15 protein-coding genes are annotated in these 16271 nt (G+C 71.7%); 11 read left to right on the forward strand and 4 right to left on the reverse strand.

Translation table 11 applies throughout. The annotated features are described in order from the left end of the window. The 3 genes from CCN39_RS12500 to CCN39_RS12515 form a co-directional block, all read right to left on the reverse strand. Nucleotides 1-399 (reverse strand): lytic polysaccharide monooxygenase (locus CCN39_RS12500; RefSeq protein WP_143264024.1); only part of this gene is annotated, 399 nt, incomplete at its 3' end. A 396-nt stretch (nt 400-795) separates the two neighbouring features. Further along, nucleotides 796-1899: a globin domain-containing protein gene (locus CCN39_RS12510; RefSeq protein WP_086841538.1), complete on the reverse strand. Its 1104-nt coding sequence runs from the start codon at nt 1897-1899 to the stop codon at nt 796-798. A 345-nt stretch (nt 1900-2244) separates the two neighbouring features. After that, a complete protein-coding gene (locus CCN39_RS12515; RefSeq protein WP_208630219.1) occupies nt 2245-3420 on the reverse strand; it encodes a globin domain-containing protein in 1176 nt (391 codons plus the stop codon). Nucleotides 3421-3664: 244 nt separating this feature from the next. On the opposite strand from CCN39_RS12515, the gene CCN39_RS12520 reads away from it, so the two are divergent. From CCN39_RS12520 to CCN39_RS12535, 4 genes are all read left to right on the forward strand, one after another. Continuing rightward, nucleotides 3665-4150 (forward strand): MarR family winged helix-turn-helix transcriptional regulator, encoded by a 486-nt coding sequence (locus CCN39_RS12520; protein ID WP_086841541.1) that lies wholly within the window; start codon nt 3665-3667, stop codon nt 4148-4150. Nucleotides 4151-4249: 99 nt separating this feature from the next. Further along, nucleotides 4250-5437: an MFS transporter gene (locus tag CCN39_RS12525; RefSeq protein ID WP_086841543.1), complete on the forward strand. Its 1188-nt coding sequence runs from the start codon at nt 4250-4252 to the stop codon at nt 5435-5437. A 97-nt stretch (nt 5438-5534) separates the two neighbouring features. Beyond that, entirely contained in the window at nt 5535-8132 is a 2598-nt protein-coding gene (gene clpB / locus CCN39_RS12530; RefSeq protein WP_086841545.1) for an ATP-dependent chaperone ClpB, read from the forward strand. 161 nt (nt 8133-8293) lie between these two features. Beyond that, nucleotides 8294-9079 carry a TtfA family protein gene (locus tag CCN39_RS12535; protein WP_086841547.1) on the forward strand — a complete coding sequence of 262 codons (786 nt, stop codon included), beginning with the start codon at nt 8294-8296 and terminating at the stop codon, nt 9077-9079. Here CCN39_RS12535 and CCN39_RS12540 read toward each other — a convergent pair. Beyond that, nucleotides 9076-10005 (reverse strand): hypothetical protein, encoded by a 930-nt coding sequence (locus CCN39_RS12540; protein WP_086841548.1) that lies wholly within the window; start codon nt 10003-10005, stop codon nt 9076-9078. The two genes, CCN39_RS12535 and CCN39_RS12540, sit on opposite strands and share 4 nt — an antisense overlap. Before the next feature lie 69 nt (nt 10006-10074). On the opposite strand from CCN39_RS12540, the gene CCN39_RS12545 reads away from it, so the two are divergent. The 7 genes from CCN39_RS12545 to CCN39_RS12575 form a co-directional block, all read left to right on the forward strand. After that, the gene (locus CCN39_RS12545) at nt 10075-10833 is read left to right on the forward strand and encodes an SDR family NAD(P)-dependent oxidoreductase (RefSeq protein WP_167455052.1); all 759 of its coding nucleotides are present in this window, start codon (nt 10075-10077) and stop codon (nt 10831-10833) included. Nucleotides 10834-10909: 76 nt separating this feature from the next. Beyond that, nucleotides 10910-11644, forward strand: a complete 735-nt coding sequence (locus CCN39_RS12550; RefSeq protein WP_167455053.1) for an ABC transporter ATP-binding protein — start codon at nt 10910-10912, stop codon at nt 11642-11644. Further along, nucleotides 11644-14091 carry an ABC transporter permease gene (locus tag CCN39_RS12555; protein WP_086841551.1) on the forward strand — a complete coding sequence of 816 codons (2448 nt, stop codon included), beginning with the start codon at nt 11644-11646 and terminating at the stop codon, nt 14089-14091. Before CCN39_RS12550 ends, CCN39_RS12555 begins: the two co-directional genes overlap by 1 nt. Nucleotides 14092-14118: 27 nt before the next feature. Continuing rightward, nucleotides 14119-14682 carry an orotate phosphoribosyltransferase gene (gene pyrE, locus CCN39_RS12560; RefSeq protein WP_086841553.1) on the forward strand — a complete coding sequence of 188 codons (564 nt, stop codon included), beginning with the start codon at nt 14119-14121 and terminating at the stop codon, nt 14680-14682. A gap of 225 nt (nt 14683-14907) precedes the next feature. Further along, a complete protein-coding gene (locus CCN39_RS12565; protein ID WP_086841555.1) occupies nt 14908-15459 on the forward strand; it encodes an RNA polymerase sigma factor in 552 nt (183 codons plus the stop codon). Further along, a complete protein-coding gene (locus CCN39_RS12570; RefSeq protein WP_086841557.1) occupies nt 15450-16034 on the forward strand; it encodes a hypothetical protein in 585 nt (194 codons plus the stop codon). Before CCN39_RS12565 ends, CCN39_RS12570 begins: the two co-directional genes overlap by 10 nt. Further along, nucleotides 16031-16271, forward strand: a 241-nt coding sequence (locus CCN39_RS12575) for an Asp23/Gls24 family envelope stress response protein (protein ID WP_244210753.1), incomplete at its 3' end; no start/stop codon positions are given. The genes CCN39_RS12570 and CCN39_RS12575, both read left to right, overlap by 4 nt.

The following is a 16271-nucleotide window of genomic DNA, read 5'->3' on the forward strand; positions in this document are numbered from 1 at the left end:
CGGCGGCTGCTGGTTGTTGCCGCTGAACACCGCGACGCGGGTGCCGCCGACGTAGTACTCGTAGTTCGACGTCGAGTGCCGGGCGGTGAACACCCAGTTGAACGTCACCGTGCTGCCGACCGACTTGGCCGGCCAGGGCTTCGATTCGTCGGTCAGTTCGGCGAACTGCGACAACCCGCCGTTGCAGCTGCGCAGCCCCTTCGGGCCTTCGACGCTCTGCGGCTCGTAGACGATGCTGCCGCAGTTGGGGACCTTTCCGGCCGCGCAGTTGGCCTGGCGGCTGGGCGGGTCGGACACGTAACCGTGGGCACTCGCGGAGGTGGCGGGGAGGACGACGACCAGCACCGGCGCGAGCAGGGCTCCGGCAGCGGCCGCGAAGAGCTTTCTTTTCCAGGTCATTTCGGCTCCTCGATGGGGAACAGCGTTGTTCCGGAGGGGAGGACGAACGAGCACACCGGGGAACGATGTGGTCTAGACCATAAGGCGATTCGGGCACAACGGTCAACGAACTACCGCCGTTCGACGAATTCGCTGCTCCGCTCGGCTCAGTGCGAAGGTCGGGACGGCTGCTGCAGGTGTTCGCCGAAGAAGGACGTCACCCGGCGCCACGCGTCTTCGGCCGATCCGGCCCGAGCTGTCCTCTCGCGCGGCCAGGAGCGCCCGGGCCGCGTCGATGTCGTCGAAGGCGCGGCCGCGACGGGCGAACATGTCCGAGAACACCTGCCGCACGCAGCGGCGCATGCCCCCGCGCGAGTACAGGTCCGGGCTGAGCGCGAGATAGCGCTGAGAGACGTCTCAGTCGAGGGTGAAGGGGTCGTAGGATATTCGCTCCAGATCGATTCCCTTGGCCAGCAGCTTGGCGACGGTCGCCTGGATCATCGGCGGCGAACCGGAAACGAGGACCTCGTGGTTCCGCCACGTGCCGCGCTGGGTGACGGCGTGGGCCAGCGTGCCGCGGTCGCCGCCGGACAGCGCGCCCTCCTCGGTGACCGGGGTGACCGTCAGCCACTTCGAGGTCACGGCCAGCCGGCGCAGCTCCTCCAGTGCGTACAGGTCGTCCGGTCGCCGGCCGCCGAAGAACAGGTGCACGGGCGGGTTCCGCTTCCAGCGCGACAGGTCGTCGAGGATCGCCAGCAACGGCGTGATCCCGGTGCCGCCGCCGATCATCAGCAGCCGCCGTTTCGTCGACGTCGGGCGCACGTTCAGCACGCCCATCGACGGCCCGAGGCGCCAGACGTCGCCCGGTTTGGTGTGGTTGACGATGCTGCCGCTGACCCAGCCGCCGGGCACCGCGCGCACGTGGAAGGTGAGCTGCCCGTCGCCGCGGGGTGCGTTCGCCGGCGAAAGGTACCGCCAGAACCGCGGCCGCTGGGGCACCTCCACGCTGACGTACCCACCGGCGCGGTAGGGCAGGAGACCGTCGGTGCGCACCTTCACCAGTGCGACGTCCCGGCCGAGTTTCCGGTGTTCGAGCACGGTCGCCGACCACGCCGCCGGTCCCGTTTCCGCTTGGGCGGCTTCGCGCATCGTCTTGGCGATGAGCCCGTAGGCCGAGGTCCACGCCGATTCGACCTCGGCGGTCCACTTCTCCTTGAGAAATCGTTTCAACGCGGCGATCAGCGCGACGCCGACGGCGTCGTAGTGCCGGGCGACGACGGCGAACTTCCGGTGGTCGCGGCCCAGTTGCCCCAGGAAGGTGACCAGCTCGTCGGGCCGGTCGACCATCTGCACCACGTACACCAGCGCGCGCAGCAGCCTGCTCCGCTGCGTCGTCATGGTCACCGGGAACAGATCCCGGCAATCGGGGGCGACCACGAACAACGCACCGTAGAAGTACTGCGCCAGTTCATCTGCTTTCGGTTCGACCTCCGCAAAACTTTCACGAATCAACCGGGCCATCTCTCGACCTTCCACAGCCGAAACGGGAAGCGTCTCGGGCATGGTGGAGATCTTCACGGATTCAGCACTCATCGGGAACGGTATTCTCCAGTCGTGCCAAGGCTTTCGCGCCGTGCATGCGGCGTCGCTGTGGCGGTGCCGCCCCCGAGGGTTCCCGACTGTAGGCGAATTCCCGTGCAGATGCGCGTGATTCCGCGTGTTCCGCTCGAACGGAGCAATTCAGGTACACGCGGTCAACCCCGCCTGTCACAGCGTAAAAATGATCACGCCGTCGGATTCATCCGTTACTGGTTGCCGATTTCCGAAGCATAACGAAATCATTCACCGGACGGCGGATTGCCGGAACTAGTCGATCGTGAACGGGTCGTACTGGATCTGGTCCAGCGCGCTGCCCGCGACCAGCATCCGCGACACCGTCGCGCGGATCATCGCCGGCGAGCCGGACACCAGGATGTGGTGGCCGGGCCAGGAGCCGTACCGCGTGACCGCTTCGGCCAGCGTCCCCTGCTCGAACCCGGGGACGTCGCCGCCGCGCTCCACGACCGGTGTGACGGTCAGCCACGGGTTCGTCGCCGCGAGCGCGCGCAGCTCTTCGAGGTCGTAGAGGTCCTCGCGGGCCGGGCCGCCGTAGAAGAGGTGGGTCTTCGGGTTCTCGCCCCACAGCGCGAGGTGGTCGAGGATCGCCCGCAGCGGGGCGACACCAGTCCCCCCGGCGACCATCAGCACGGCCCGGGACGCCTCGCGGTCGACCGTCATCCGGCCCAGTGGCGGGCCGAGCCGCCAGACGTCCCCGGGCTGCGTGTGGCTGACGATGGCGCGGGAGACCCAGCCGCCGTCGATCGCGCGGACGTGGAACTCGATGCCGCCGTCCTCGCGCGGCGCGTTGGCCGGCGAGAGGTACCGCCACAGCCGTGGCCGCTGCGGCACTTCGACGCTCACGTACTGGCCGGGGTGGTAGGGCACGGGCTGGTCGGGCACCAGCCGCACCAGGGCGAGGTCCCAGGTCAGCCGCCGGTGCTCGACCACGGTGGCCGACCACGACGGCGGGTTCGTGTCGGCCGCGGCCGCGTCCTGCATGGCCCGCGCGGCGATGGTGAACGCCTCGGCCCAGGCCCGCTCGACCTCGGGCGTCCACGCGGGGCCGAGGTGGTTCTTCAGCGACGCCAGCAGCGCTGTCCCGACCGCTTCGTAGTGCCGCGGCACCACGCCGAACTTGCGGTGGTCGCGGCCCAGCTGGCGCAGGAACGGCGCGAGGTCGTCGGGCCGGTCGACCATCTGCACGATGTGCACCAGCGCGCGCACCAGCCTGCCGCGCTGGATCTCCATGTTGATCGGGAAGAAGTCGCGCGTGGTCGGGGCGAGGGTGAACAGCATCCCGTAGAAGAACTGCGAGATGTCCGCGATGTACGGCTCGGACCTGGCCCAGCTGTCCCGGATGAGCCGGACCATCGCGGTCACGGCCGCGGGGGCTTCCCGCGGGGCCGAGGACCTGGGGAGCGGGCTGACGGAATCGGCTGTCATGAGGGGTTGTTCACGGGTCGGGGACCGCCTCCGGGGTCCTTCGCCACTGCTGCCACCTCGTCACTCACCGTCACTCGCATGCGCCTCGCGCACCGCCCGTCCGCAGGGTATCCGCCGGGCGCCCTTTTGCCCGCATTGTTGCTCCGACCGGGTGTATTCGGGCGTGGGGGACCTCACCGGCGCGATGGTTGTCCGCGCAAGTGTCCGGCAATATACTTGTATGGCGCAACCAAGGAGGTGCCGAATGGGCTTCGACAACACCGACGACGACGTCCGGGTCGAGCTCATGCGCGAGCTGAAGACCGCTTCCCAGCTCCAGCACGCCTGGATCATGCAAGCCTGGCAGAGCGAGCCCGGGCTGCACCCGGCGGCCGCGATGCTGCTGTCCGACCTGGCGAAGAACGGCGAGACGCGGCCGTCCGAGCTGGCGAAACGCCGGTTCGTCGACCTCTCGGTGGTCAGCAGGCAGATCACCCAGCTCTCCGCGGCCGGGCTGGTCGACCGCCGACCCGCGCCCGAAGACGGCCGGGCGTCCCTGGTCAGCGTGTCCGAGAAGGGCCGGGCCGAGCTCGCCCGCTGGCGCGCCAACTACATCGAGTTCATGGAGAAGGCGCTCGGCGGCTGGGACGACGAGCGCGTCACCGACCTCACCGCGCGGCTGGCGGAGATGAACACCGATCTCCGCCGCGCGCTCGGCAGCGACGCCTGCCTGGCTGACACGAACAAGTGACACCACGGGGAAGAGGCCCACCGGAAGTGGCTTTTTCCCCTGGGGAAACTGTCCGTTCGGTCCTGACTCAGGGGCATTCGTCAGGGTTAACGTCGGTGGGTGACGCGTGACCGGGTCGCACTGCTGTGCGCGCTGGGGATCGACAACTTCGGCTCAGGTCTGTTCCTCCCGTTGGCGCTGGTCTACGTGACGCAGGTGGTCGGCGTGCCACTGGCCGTGGCCGGCACCGCCGTCACCCTCGGCGCCGTCGGCGGGCTCGTCGTGCCGCCGCTCGCCGGCCGGCTCGTCGACCGCGTCGGGCCGCGCACCGTGGTGGTCTGCGCCCAGCTGCTGCAGGCCGCCGGTATCGGGGCGTACCTGGTCGCCGACGGCGCGGGCCCGGTGGTGGGCGCGGCCGTCCTGCTGTCCGCCGGGCAGCAGCTCTTCTACAGCTCCCTGTTCGTGCTCATCGCCGACGTCGCGGGCGACGGCCCGAAGGACCGGCCGTTCGCCGAGGTGGGGATGGTGCGGGCCGCGTCCTTCGGCCTCGGCGCGCTGGCCGGGGGCGCGCTGCTGACGTGGCTCGGGGACGCCGGCTACCGCACCGCGCTCGCCGTGGACGTGCTGACTTTCTTCGCGGCCGCGCTGATCCTCGTCTTCTTCGTCCAGCTCGCCCGGCCGCACCGGCCGGTCTGCGAACGGTCGGTCCGCGTGCTGCGCGACCGGCCGTACCTCGCCCTCATCCTGTTCAGCGGGCTCTTCGGGCTCTCGCTGGACTTCTTCCTGATCGGCATGCCGGTGTTCGTGCTCGACCGGCTGCACGGCCCGGCCTGGCTGCCGGGCGCGCTCCTCGCCCTGCTGACCGTGCTGACCAGCGTCGGCGGCACGCTCGCGCTGCGGCTCACCGCCCGGCTGACGCGGATCGCGGCGATGCGCGTCGGCTCGGCGTTGTTCTCGGCGTGGTGCCTGGTCAGCCTGGGCGTGCTGCTGGTGCCCGAGACCTGGCGCGTGGTGTACCTGCTGGTGTCGACGCTGGTGTTCGCCGCCGGCGACCTGGTCTTCGGGCCGAGGTCGGGGGCACTCGCCGAGGCCGCGGCACCTCCGGTCGCCCGTGGCCGTTATCTCGCTGCGTACCAGTACGCGTTCACCGTGGCGCAGGTGATCGCGCTGGCCGTGGTGGCCTTGTTCTCGGTCGCCGACTGGTTACCCTGGGTGCTGGTGGGGGCGTGTGCCGCTCTCGCCGTGGCCGGGTTGGGCATGCTCGGCTCGCGGTTGCCGGCCAGCGCGGTGGCACCCGGACAGAGTTGAGCGGAACAGACTCAAGTTTTCGTGCGTTAGGGATAGTGACGGGTCACGGTCAGGCCTGTCACCAGGACTTCTCGCAGTACCGAGCATGAGGTGAGGGATGGACGCTTTCAACCCGACCACGAAGACCCAGCAGGCGATCTCGTCCGCGGCGCAGGCGGCCACCATGGCCGGCAACCCGCACGTGTCGGCCGCCCATCTGCTGGGCGCCCTGCTGGCGCAGGGTGAGGGGCTGACCGCACCGCTGCTGACCGCGGTCGGGGCCGACCCGGAGGTGGTGCACAAGGAGCTCGAGCCACTCATCGCGGCGTTGCCGTCGGCGACCGGCGCGACCGTGTCGAGCCCGCAGTTCGACACCTACGCGGTCAAGTCGCTGACCCGCGCCCAGAAACTCGCCACCGAGCTGGGTGACGAGTACGTCTCGACCGAGCACCTGCTCGTCGGGCTCGCGACCGAGGGCGGCCAGGTCGCCGACCTGCTCAAGCGCCACGGGGCGACGCCGGACGCGCTGCAGGAGGCGTTCGCCAAGGTCCGCGGCTCGGCCCGGATCACCAGCGCGGACCCCGAGAGCACGTTCAAGGCGCTCGAAAAGTACGGCGTCGACCTCACCGCGCGCGCTCGCGCCGGCGAACTCGACCCGGTCATCGGCCGCGACACCGAGATCCGCCGCGTCGTGCAGGTGCTCTCGCGGCGCACGAAGAACAACCCGGTCCTGATCGGCGAGCCGGGCGTCGGCAAGACGGCCATCGTCGAGGGCCTGGCCCAGCGCATCGTCGCCGGGGACGTGCCCGAGTCGCTGCGCGGCAAGCGCGTCGTCGCCCTCGACCTCGGGTCGATGGTGGCCGGCGCGAAGTACCGCGGCGAGTTCGAAGAGCGGCTGAAGGCCGTGCTCAAGGAGATCACCGACTCCGCGGGCGAGGTCGTCACCTTCATCGACGAGCTGCACACGATCGTCGGCGCCGGCGCGACCGGCGAGGGCGGCGCGATGGACGCGGGCAACATGATCAAGCCGATGCTCGCCCGCGGTGAGCTGCGGATGGTCGGCGCGACCACGCTCGACGAGTACCGCCAGCACATCGAGAAGGACGCCGCCCTGGAGCGGCGCTTCCAGCAGGTGCTCGTCGGCGAGCCGTCGCCGGAGGACACGATCGCGATCCTGCGCGGGCTGAAGGAGCGCTACGAGGTGCACCACGGTGTCCGGATCACGGACGCCGCGCTGGTCGCCGCCGCGACGCTCTCCGACCGCTACATCACCGCGCGCTTCCTGCCGGACAAGGCGATCGACCTGGTCGACGAGGCCGCGTCGAAGCTCCGGATGGAGATCGACTCGCGGCCGGTGGAGATCGACGAGGTCGAGCGCGCCGTGCGCCGCCTGGAGATCGAGGAGATGGCGCTCGCGAAGGAGAGCGACGCCGCTTCTCGCGACCGCCTGGCGGCGTTGCGGGCGGAGCTGGCGGAGAAGCGCGAGACGCTGACCGCGCTGACCGCGCGCTGGCAGAACGAGAAGGGCTCGATCGAGAAGGTTCGTGAGCTCAAGGAGCAGCTCGAGCAGCTGCGCGGCGAGTCGGAGCGCGCCGAGCGCGACGGCGACCTCGGCAAGGCCGCCGAGCTGCGCTACGGCCGGATCCCCGCGCTGGAGAAGGAGTTCGAAGCGGCCACCGCGGCGAGCGAGGCCAGCCAGCAGAACGTCATGCTCAAGGAAGAGGTCGGCGCGGACGACGTCGCGGACGTGGTCAGCGCGTGGACCGGCATCCCGGCGGGACGGCTGCTGGAGGGCGAGACCGGCAAGCTGCTCCGGATGGAGGAGGAGCTGACCCGGCGCGTCATCGGGCAGGCCGAGGCCGTGCAGGTCGTCGCGGACGCCGTCCGCCGCGCCCGGGCCGGCGTCGCCGACCCCGACCGGCCGACCGGCTCGTTCCTGTTCCTCGGCCCGACCGGCGTCGGCAAGACCGAGCTGGCCAAGGCGCTGGCCGAGTTCCTGTTCGACGACGAGCGCGCGATGCAGCGCATCGACATGAGCGAGTACGCCGAGAAGCACTCGGTGGCCCGTCTCGTCGGTGCCCCGCCGGGGTACGTCGGCTACGACCAGGGCGGCCAGCTGACCGAGGCCGTCCGGCGCCGCCCGTACTCGGTGGTGCTGCTCGACGAGGTGGAGAAGGCCCACCCGGACGTCTTCGACGTGCTGCTGCAGGTCCTCGACGACGGGCGGCTGACCGACGGCCAGGGCCGGACGGTGGACTTCCGCAACACCATCCTGATCCTGACGTCGAACCTCGGCTCGCAGGCGATCGCCGACCCGTCGCTCGACGAGCGGCAGCGGCGGGACGCCGTGCTCGAGGTGGTGCAGCGGCAGTTCAAGCCGGAGTTCCTCAACCGGCTCGACGACATCGTCGTGTTCCACTCGCTCGGCACCGAGCAGCTGACGTCCATTGTGGACATCCAGGTCGCCCGGCTCGCCAAGCGGCTGGCCCAGCGGCGGCTGAACCTGGAGGTCACCGACAGTGCCCGCGAGTGGCTCGCCCTCAACGGCTTCGACCCGATCTACGGCGCCCGCCCGCTGCGGCGGCTGGTCCAGTCGGCGATCGGCGACAAGCTGGCGAAGGAACTGCTGTCGGGCGAGGTCCGGGACGGCGACACCGTGCGCGTCGACGGCCCGGAGCTGGAGGCCGGTGACGCGCTGACGGTGACCCGGGTCTGACCGTTCGTGAAGGCCGCCTCGCCCGAGGCGGCCTTCACGGCTGTCCACAGTGGTTCGTGCCGATTTGTCGACCCTTCCGCTGCGAAAATGCTCCGAATGGGCCCGGCGACACGGGTACCGGCGATCATCCCTCCGGCGTAACAGGCGATACCCTGGCGGTCGTGGGTATTCCGGCGTGGATCTGGTTCGTCATCGCGGCCGTCGCCCTGGTGGCGGGGCTGGGGCTGCTCGCCGCCGACCGGGCGAAGGAGGGCTCGCGCAACCGCGAGCGAATGCGCTGGGCACAGTTGCGCGGCTGGCAGTTCGTCGAGGAGGACGAGCGCCTGCCGCAGCAGTGGTCCAACGGGGCGATCGGCTACTTCGGCGCGGACGCGGCCGTGAACGTCGTCGCGGGCTCCACCTTCACCTCCGACGGCCGCCGCCCGGTGTTCATCTTCGACATCGAGACCGAGGGCCAGATCCCCGCGGTCGTCGTCGCGGTGCGCTGCAACAAGAAGCACCGCATCCCGATCGAGATGTGGCTGTCCAGCGTCCCGTTCCAGCGCGCGGACATGCCGGAGATGCTGGGCCCGATCGGCGCCCGCTACGCCTTCGCGGACGACGCGGACGGCGCCCGCGTGGTGATCACGCAGGAGCTGGTGGACGCGGCGGACCAGCTGGGCGGCGACGTGGGCGTGGCCTGGCTGGAGAACGAGTGGGTGCTGGCCAGCGTGGCCCCGACGGCCGGCCCGTCCCGGCTCGAGCGCCTGCTGCGCGACCTCGGCGAGATCGCGGACATCGTCGACCCGTTCGACGAGGACTACGACGCGGGCCGCCACCAGGCGAGCGCGCCGGTCCCGTCGGAGGCCACCGCCCCGGCGACGGCCCAGGCCCCGGGCACCCCGGCGGCGGGGACGCCGGTCCAGCAGCCGCCCGCGGACGCGGAACCGAAGCCGAGCGAGAACTAGAAGCGGAGCACCGGCTGGTCGAACGCGCTGAGCGCCGCCGATCGGTCCAGCGTTCCCCGCACCGACGTCGTGCCGCCTTCGGCGTGGATCACGTGGTCCACGTCGAGGTCGCCCCGGATCGAACCCGCCGGGCCCGCGGGCCCGAGGGACTGGCTCGTACTCACCAGGCCCCACGCCGGGCCGAGCTGGCCGCCCGCTTCGTGGTTCTGGCCGACGTCCAGGATGCCCGTGATCTGGCCGGTCGCGTGCTGCTCGGACGTCGTGCCGACCGCTCCGAGGTCGCCCAGGTCGACCACTTGGACCGATGACCTGCGGGCCGACAGGGCGCCCTGGAGATCGCCGGCGAAGGCGCCGTGCAGGCCCGTGTCCAGCTGCTCCGCGTTCTGGCTCAGGACGTCGACACCCTCGGCGGGCCAGATGACGTGGCTGGTGCCTTCGCCGAGGCCGATGCGGTGGTCGGTGCCGCCGCCGAGGGGGGACAGCGACAGGTTCCGGGACGCGCCTTGGCCGAGCCGCTGGTTGTTCGCCGTGACCGCGCGGACGTCGCCCAGGCGCAGGGTGTGCCGGCCGGCGCGGGCGAGTGACTCGCTTTCCTGCGACGCGGCCGCCGTCTCCGTCTGCCGCTCTTCGCGGCGGGTGATCGCGGACTCGGTCAGGTCGTTCGTGAGCACCGCCCCGGCGATTTCCTTCGCGAGGAAGTCGTGGCGGGTCGTGGTCAGGGTTTCGCGGACCACCGACGAGCCGTCCTCGCCCGAGGTCGCGACGTCGCGCCGGAACGTGCTGTCGTCGCGGTGGTCGAGCGGCAGGGTCAACTCCGCCGGGCTCGCCAGCGCCGCGGCGGGGGCCGCGAAGAGCAGCGCGACGGGCGCGGCGCCCGCGGCGACCTTGGGCAGATAGCCGCTTTTGCGCCTGCTGTGCTTACCCATGCGCCGGACGATACTTCGCCGCCGAATCGAACGCACGTCCACCCGTGACCAGCGAGTATGTTCACCCACATGACCACCACCGCTCTCATCACGGGCGCGACCGCGGGCATCGGCGCGCAGTTCGCGCGCACGCTCGCCGCCGACAACTACGACCTGGTGCTCGTCGCCCGCGATGCTGCGCGGCTGGAGGACTACGCCGCTGAGCTGCGGGAAAAGCACGGCGTCGCCGTCGAGGTGCTGCCCGCCGATCTGTCCGAAGTGGACGGCCGGACGGCGGTCGAGGAGCGGCTCGCCGCCGGGCCGGTCGACCTCCTGGTGAACAACGCCGGCTTCGGGCTGAACGGCGACTTCTGGACCATTCCGCCGGACGCGCTGCAGCGCCAGCTCGACGTCAACGTCACCGCGGTCCTGCGGCTCACCCGTGCCGTGCTGCCCGGCATGATCGAACGCGGCCACGGTGAAATCATCCAGGTCAGCAGCGTTGCGGGCTTCTTCAGCGGCCGCGGTTCGACGTACACGGCCAGCAAGAACTGGGTCACGTCGTTCAGCGAAGGCATCGCCGCGTCGCTGCCCAAGGGCGTCCGGATGATGGCGCTGTGCCCCGGCTTCACCGCCACCGAGTTCCACGAACGGGCCGGGATCGGGAAATCCGGCCCGAAAATCGCCTGGTTGGGTGTCGAACAGGTGGTCAACGAGGCGCTCGCGGACCTTCGCCGCGGCAAGGTGATCTCCGTGCCGAGCCTGCAGTACAAGGTCGTCGTCGCGATCGGCGGCCTGTTGCCGCGCGCGGTGCTGCGCCGGATCAGCGGCGGCCGCGGCCGCACCTGAGGGTGGGGTTTACCCCACCCCAAGACTGCGGTGCTCTTCACTGTGCCGGAGGCCGCGCCGCCCTAGCGTTCTGACCATGACGACTGAGGCGGTTCGGCTCGAGGCCGTGCGCAAGGAGTACGGCGGTGTGGTCGCGCTGGACGGAGTCTCGATCTCCTTCCCCCGTGGCGGGTTCACCGCGGTGATGGGCCCGTCCGGCTCGGGCAAGAGCACGTTCCTGCACTGCGCGGCCGGTCTCGACCGCCCGACGTCCGGCCGGGTCGTGCTCGACGGCCAGGACCTCGACGGCAAGAACGAGACCTACCTGACGAAGCTGCGGCGCGACCGCGTCGGCTTCGTCTTCCAGGCGTTCAACCTGCTCCCGGCGCTGACGGTCGAGCAGAACGTCGTGCTGCCGCTGCAACTCGCGGGCAAGCGCCCGGACAAGCGGCTGGTGGCGCGGATCCTCGCGCACGTCGGCCTCGACGGTCGCCGCAGGCACCTGCCCGGGCAGCTCTCCGGCGGCCAGCAGCAGCGCGTCGCCATCGCCCGCGCCCTGGTCACCAGCCCCGCCGTGCTGTTCGCCGACGAGCCGACCGGCGCCCTCGACACCCGGACCGCCGCCGAGGTGCTCGGCCTGCTGCGCGACTCCGTCCGGTCGTCGGGCCAGACGGTGATCATGGTGACGCACGACCCGGTCGCCGCGTCCTACGCCGACGACGTCGTGTTCCTGGCCGACGGCCGGATCGCCGGGCGGCTGGCCCGGCCGACCGCGGAAGCCGTCGCCGAGCGGCTGACCCACCTGGGTGCCTGGGGCCGGGTGGCCGCCTGATGTTCAAGCTGGCGTTGCGGACCCTCCGCCTGCGCAAGGGCGGTTTCCTGGCGACCTTCGTCGCCGTGTTCTTCGGCGCGCTGGTCGTGTCGGCGTGCGGTGGCCTGATGGAGACCGGCATCCGGTCCGAGACGCCGGTGCAGCGGCTGGCCGCGGCGCCGATCGTCGTCGGCGGGCAGCAGGCGCTCAAGCTGCCGGAGGAGGACCCGGCGACCCTCGAGCCCGAGGACAAGCACAAGTTCGAGAACGCGACCCTGCCCGAGCGCGTCCGGCTCGACGCGGCCCTGGCCGGCCGCCTGCGCGCGGTTCCCGGCGTCACGGACGTCGTCGGCGAGATCAGCTTCCCCGTCCGGTTCGGCGAGACCAGCGCGTTCGGGCACGCCTGGGATTCCGCCGTGCTGACGCCGTACACGCTGCAGGGCGCCGCCCCGAAGCCGGGCGAAGTCGTCGTCGGTGCCGGGCTCGGGCTCGCCGTCGGGGACACGCTGCCGATCGCCGCGCACGGCAGCGTCAGCCCGTTCCGGATCTCCGGGGTCGCCGAAGCGCCGCAGGCCATGCGGGACGCGGCTGTGTTCTTCGCGGCTTCGGACGCCGAACGGCTGTCCGGGCACCCGGGCCGCTTCGACACCATCGGCGTCTTCGGTGGCGACGTCGGCGCCGTGACCGCGGCCGTCGGGGACGCCGGTGTCGTGGCGACCGGTGTCGAACGCGGCGCCTTCGAGTTCCCCGAGACGGGCAAGAGCGGGGAGAACCTGATCGTGCTGGCCGCCGTCTCGGGCGGGCTCTCGGCGCTGGTCATGGTGTTCGTCGTGGCGGGCACGCTGACGCTGTCGACGCAGCAGCGCCAGCGTGAACTCGCGCTGCTGCGCGCGGTCGGCACCACCCCGCGCCAGCTGCGGAGGATGGTGCTCGGCGAGGCGCTGGTCGTCGCGCTGCTCGCCGTCGGCGCCGCGGTGGCGCTCGGCCCGGTGCTCGGGGAGTGGCTGTTCGACCAGCTCGCGGACCACCACGTCGTGCCCGACGTGCTGCGGTTCGGGCAGGGCTGGGTGCCGGCGGTGGTCGCCGCGGGCGCGTCGCTGCTGGCCGTCGTGGGAGCCGCCTTCGTCGCGGGACGGCGGGCCGGGCGGATCCGCCCGACCGAGGCGCTCGCCGAAGCCGCCGTCGAGCGGCGCTGGCTGACGCCGATCCGGCTGATCACCGCCATCCTGTGCTTCGCCGGTGGGACGGCACTCGGCATCGTCACGGTCGCGGTGATGACCGGCCCGGTCGCGGCCAGCACGGCCGGCCCGGCGGTGATGCTGTGGGCGTTCGGGCTCGCGGCGATCAGCCCCGGCGTGACGAAGCTGATGGCCGTGCTGCTGCGCTGGCCGGTGGAGGCGCTGACCGGCGTCAACGGCCGGGTCGCGCTGCGCAACACCCGCGTCGGCGCGGTCCGGGCGGCCGGCGCGGTCACCCCGATCATGCTCGCGGTCGGCATCGCGACCGCCAACATCTACCTGCAGACCACCCAGGAAGCCGTCTCGAACCAGGCCTACACCGAGGACCTGCGCGCGGACGCCGTCGTGGCCGGCCCGAGCGGGCTCGATCCGGCCGTGCTGGGCCGGGTGCGCGCCACCCCGGGCGTCGCGAGTGCGTCGGAGTACGTCACGAGCACGGTGTTCGTCGAGAAGCCCTTCGATGCGGGCCAGCACGACGACGGCCGGCCCGCGCTGGGCGTCAGCGAGCTGACCGGGAACGCCGCCGAGGTGCCGTCGGCGCTCGGCCACCACGTCGGCGACACGCTGTCGCTGCGGCTCGGCGACGGCACGCCGGTGGACGTGCGGGTCACCGCCGTCGTCGACCAGCGCCCCGGGTTCGAACGGCTCGTGCTGCCCGCGGACCTCCTCGCTCCGCACACGACGCTCGGGCTCGCCCCGCAGCTGCTGGTCCAGGCCGCTCCCGGCGTGGACCCGGCGACGCTGACCACGCGGCTTCGCGAGGCGACCGCCGGGCTGCCGGTGCTCGTCGGCGATCGCGGCACGCTGATCGCGGCGCACGCCAAGGGCAACGAGGTCGGCGCCTGGGTCAACTACCTGCTCGTCGGGATGATCCTCGCGTACACGGTGATCTCCGTGGTGAACACGCTGGTGACGGCCACCGCGCGGCGCCGCCGCGAGTTCGGGGTGCAGCGGTTGAGCGGCTTCACCCGCGGCCAGGTGCTGCGCATGGCCGGTGTCGAAGGCGGCCTGATCGCGACCATCGCGGTGCTGCTCGGGACGCTCGTCGCGGCGGGTGCGATCGTGCCGTTCTGCCTGGTGGTGACCGGGTCGCTGCTGCCGTCGGGCCCACTGGCGATCTACCTGGCCGTGCTCGCGATCGCCGTGGTGCTGTCCCTCACGGCGATCCTGGTCCCGGCCTGGGCCGCGACGCGCGGGCGTGCGGTCGACGCCACATCCGTCGGTGAGTGAACCCGGCCGTGTGTAAGACTCTCGGCCGTGGCGAACCCCGGGTTGGATCAAGCGGCGAAACTCGAACTGGCCAGGCTGGTCACCGATCTTTCCGTGGTGCACGGAAAAGTGACCCTGGCGTCCGGCAAGGAAGCCGACTACTACATCGACCTCCGGCGGGCGACGCTGCACCACGCGGCCGCGCCGCTGATCGGCAAGCTCCTGCGCCAGCTCACGGCGGACTGGGACTACGTGGCGGCCGGCGGCCTGACGCTCGGCGCCGACCCGGTCGCGCTGGCGATGCTCCACTCCGCGGCGAACGACGGTGTCGTGCTGGACGCGTTCGTCGTCCGCAAGTCGGTCAAGGAACACGGCATGCAGCGGCGCATCGAGGGCATGGAGGTCCGCGGCCAGCGCGTGCTGGCGGTCGAGGACACGTCCACGACGGGCGGCAGCGTGCTGACGGCGGTCGAGGCGTTGCGCGAAGCGGGTGCGAACGTCATCGGCGTGGTGACGGTCGTCGACCGCGACACCGGCGCGCGCGAGGCGATCGAGAAGGAAGGCCTGGAGTACCGGTACATCCTCGGCAAGGACGACCTCGGCCTGGACTGAGCACCACCGGGCCGGGGACCGCGCAGGTCCCCGGCCCGGAGGCTCACTTTTTGAACAGGTCCTTACGGGGCACCTCCCGTTCCGGCGGCGCCCCGGGCGGGGCGCCCTGCGCCGGAAGGACCACCGTGACGCGGGAAAGTCACGAGTCGCCCCGGTGACGACCGTCACCGACAATCCTTGCGTGACGTTTTCCGCCCGCCGGTGTCCTCCCTGCGAGGAGGTGCCGTGACGACGACTACGCCGCTCGACGACGTCACCCTCGTCGGCCGGGCGCGGGACGGCGACGTCCGGGCGTACGAGCAGCTCGTGCTGCGCTACCAGGGCCCGATGTTCCGGCTCGCCGTCAAGATGCTCGCCCACCGCGGCGACGCCGAGGACGTCGTGCAGGAGGTGTTCCTCAACGCCTGGCGCAAGCTCGGCCAGCTCACCGAGGACGCCGCGTTCGCCGGCTGGCTCTACCGGGCCACCACGAACCGCTGCCTCAACACCATCCGCGCGCGCCGGCCCCAGGCCGACGTCGACCTCGACACCGCCGAGTCGCCGCGGGGTGATCTCCAGCCCGAGCGGGCCGTCCAGGTGAGCAGCCAGCTCGCGGCGTTGAACGCGGCGCTGGCGCAGCTGACCCCCGAACAACGAGCGTGCTGGCTGCTGCGCGAAGTGCACGGCCGGTCCTACGAAGAGATCGGCGGCATCGTCGGCGTGAACGCGACCGCGGTCCGCGGCCGGATCGCGCGCGCCCGGGCCCAGCTGGCGGAGGTGCTGAAGCCGTGGCGATGACGGACTACGAGCTGCCCTGCGAACGCGATGTCGAGCAGGTGTGGGAACGGCTCGACGCGGTCGGCGCCGGGCTGGCCGACGAGCACGAGCTGACCTGCCCGCACTGCCGGGCCGCGCGCGGCAGCCTGCTGGCGTTGCGCGAAGCCACGTCCGAGCTGGTGGCCGCGGAGGACGCGCCGTCGCCGGACCTGTTCGGGCGGATCATGTCGGCGGTGCGGGCCGAGGTGCGGCGCGGCTCGATGGTGCCCCTGCCGACCCCGGAACCCGGGTTCGTCGAGGTCAGCGAGCAGGCGGTGGCGGCCGTGCTGCGGTACGCGGCCGACACGGTCACCGGCGTCCGGGCGCGGCGCTGCCGGGTGCGGACCGTCCCCGGCGGGGCCGAGGTGGAACTCACCCTCGCGGTGAGCCTGCGGAACGCCACGGGCGGTGCGGCGTTGGCGAAGGTGCGGGAGCGGGTGACCGCGGCGGCCGCGGCCCGGGTGGGCCTGACGCTGGCGAAGCTCGACCTGCTCGTGGACGACATCTTCGAGGAAGACACTGTCGAGGAAGACGGGGCCGGGGAGCCAGGGGAATGAGCGTTGACTACGTCATCGCCGATCCGGTGATCGCCAGCGTGGCGGCGCGGGCGGCGATCACGACGCCGGGCGTGGTGCGCCTCGAACCGGGCCTGCGCGGCCTGGTGACGGCGTGGACGCGCGCGGCCCGGCAGCGCTGGAAGGGTCTCGACCCGGCGCCGTCGGACGGCGTCCGGGTCCGCACCACCGACGGCCGGGTGACGGTCCACATCGACCTGGTCACGGCGGCGGCCGACC

The organism is Amycolatopsis kentuckyensis, assembly GCF_002155975.1.
Classification (GTDB): Bacteria; Actinomycetota; Actinomycetes; order Mycobacteriales; family Pseudonocardiaceae; genus Amycolatopsis; species Amycolatopsis kentuckyensis.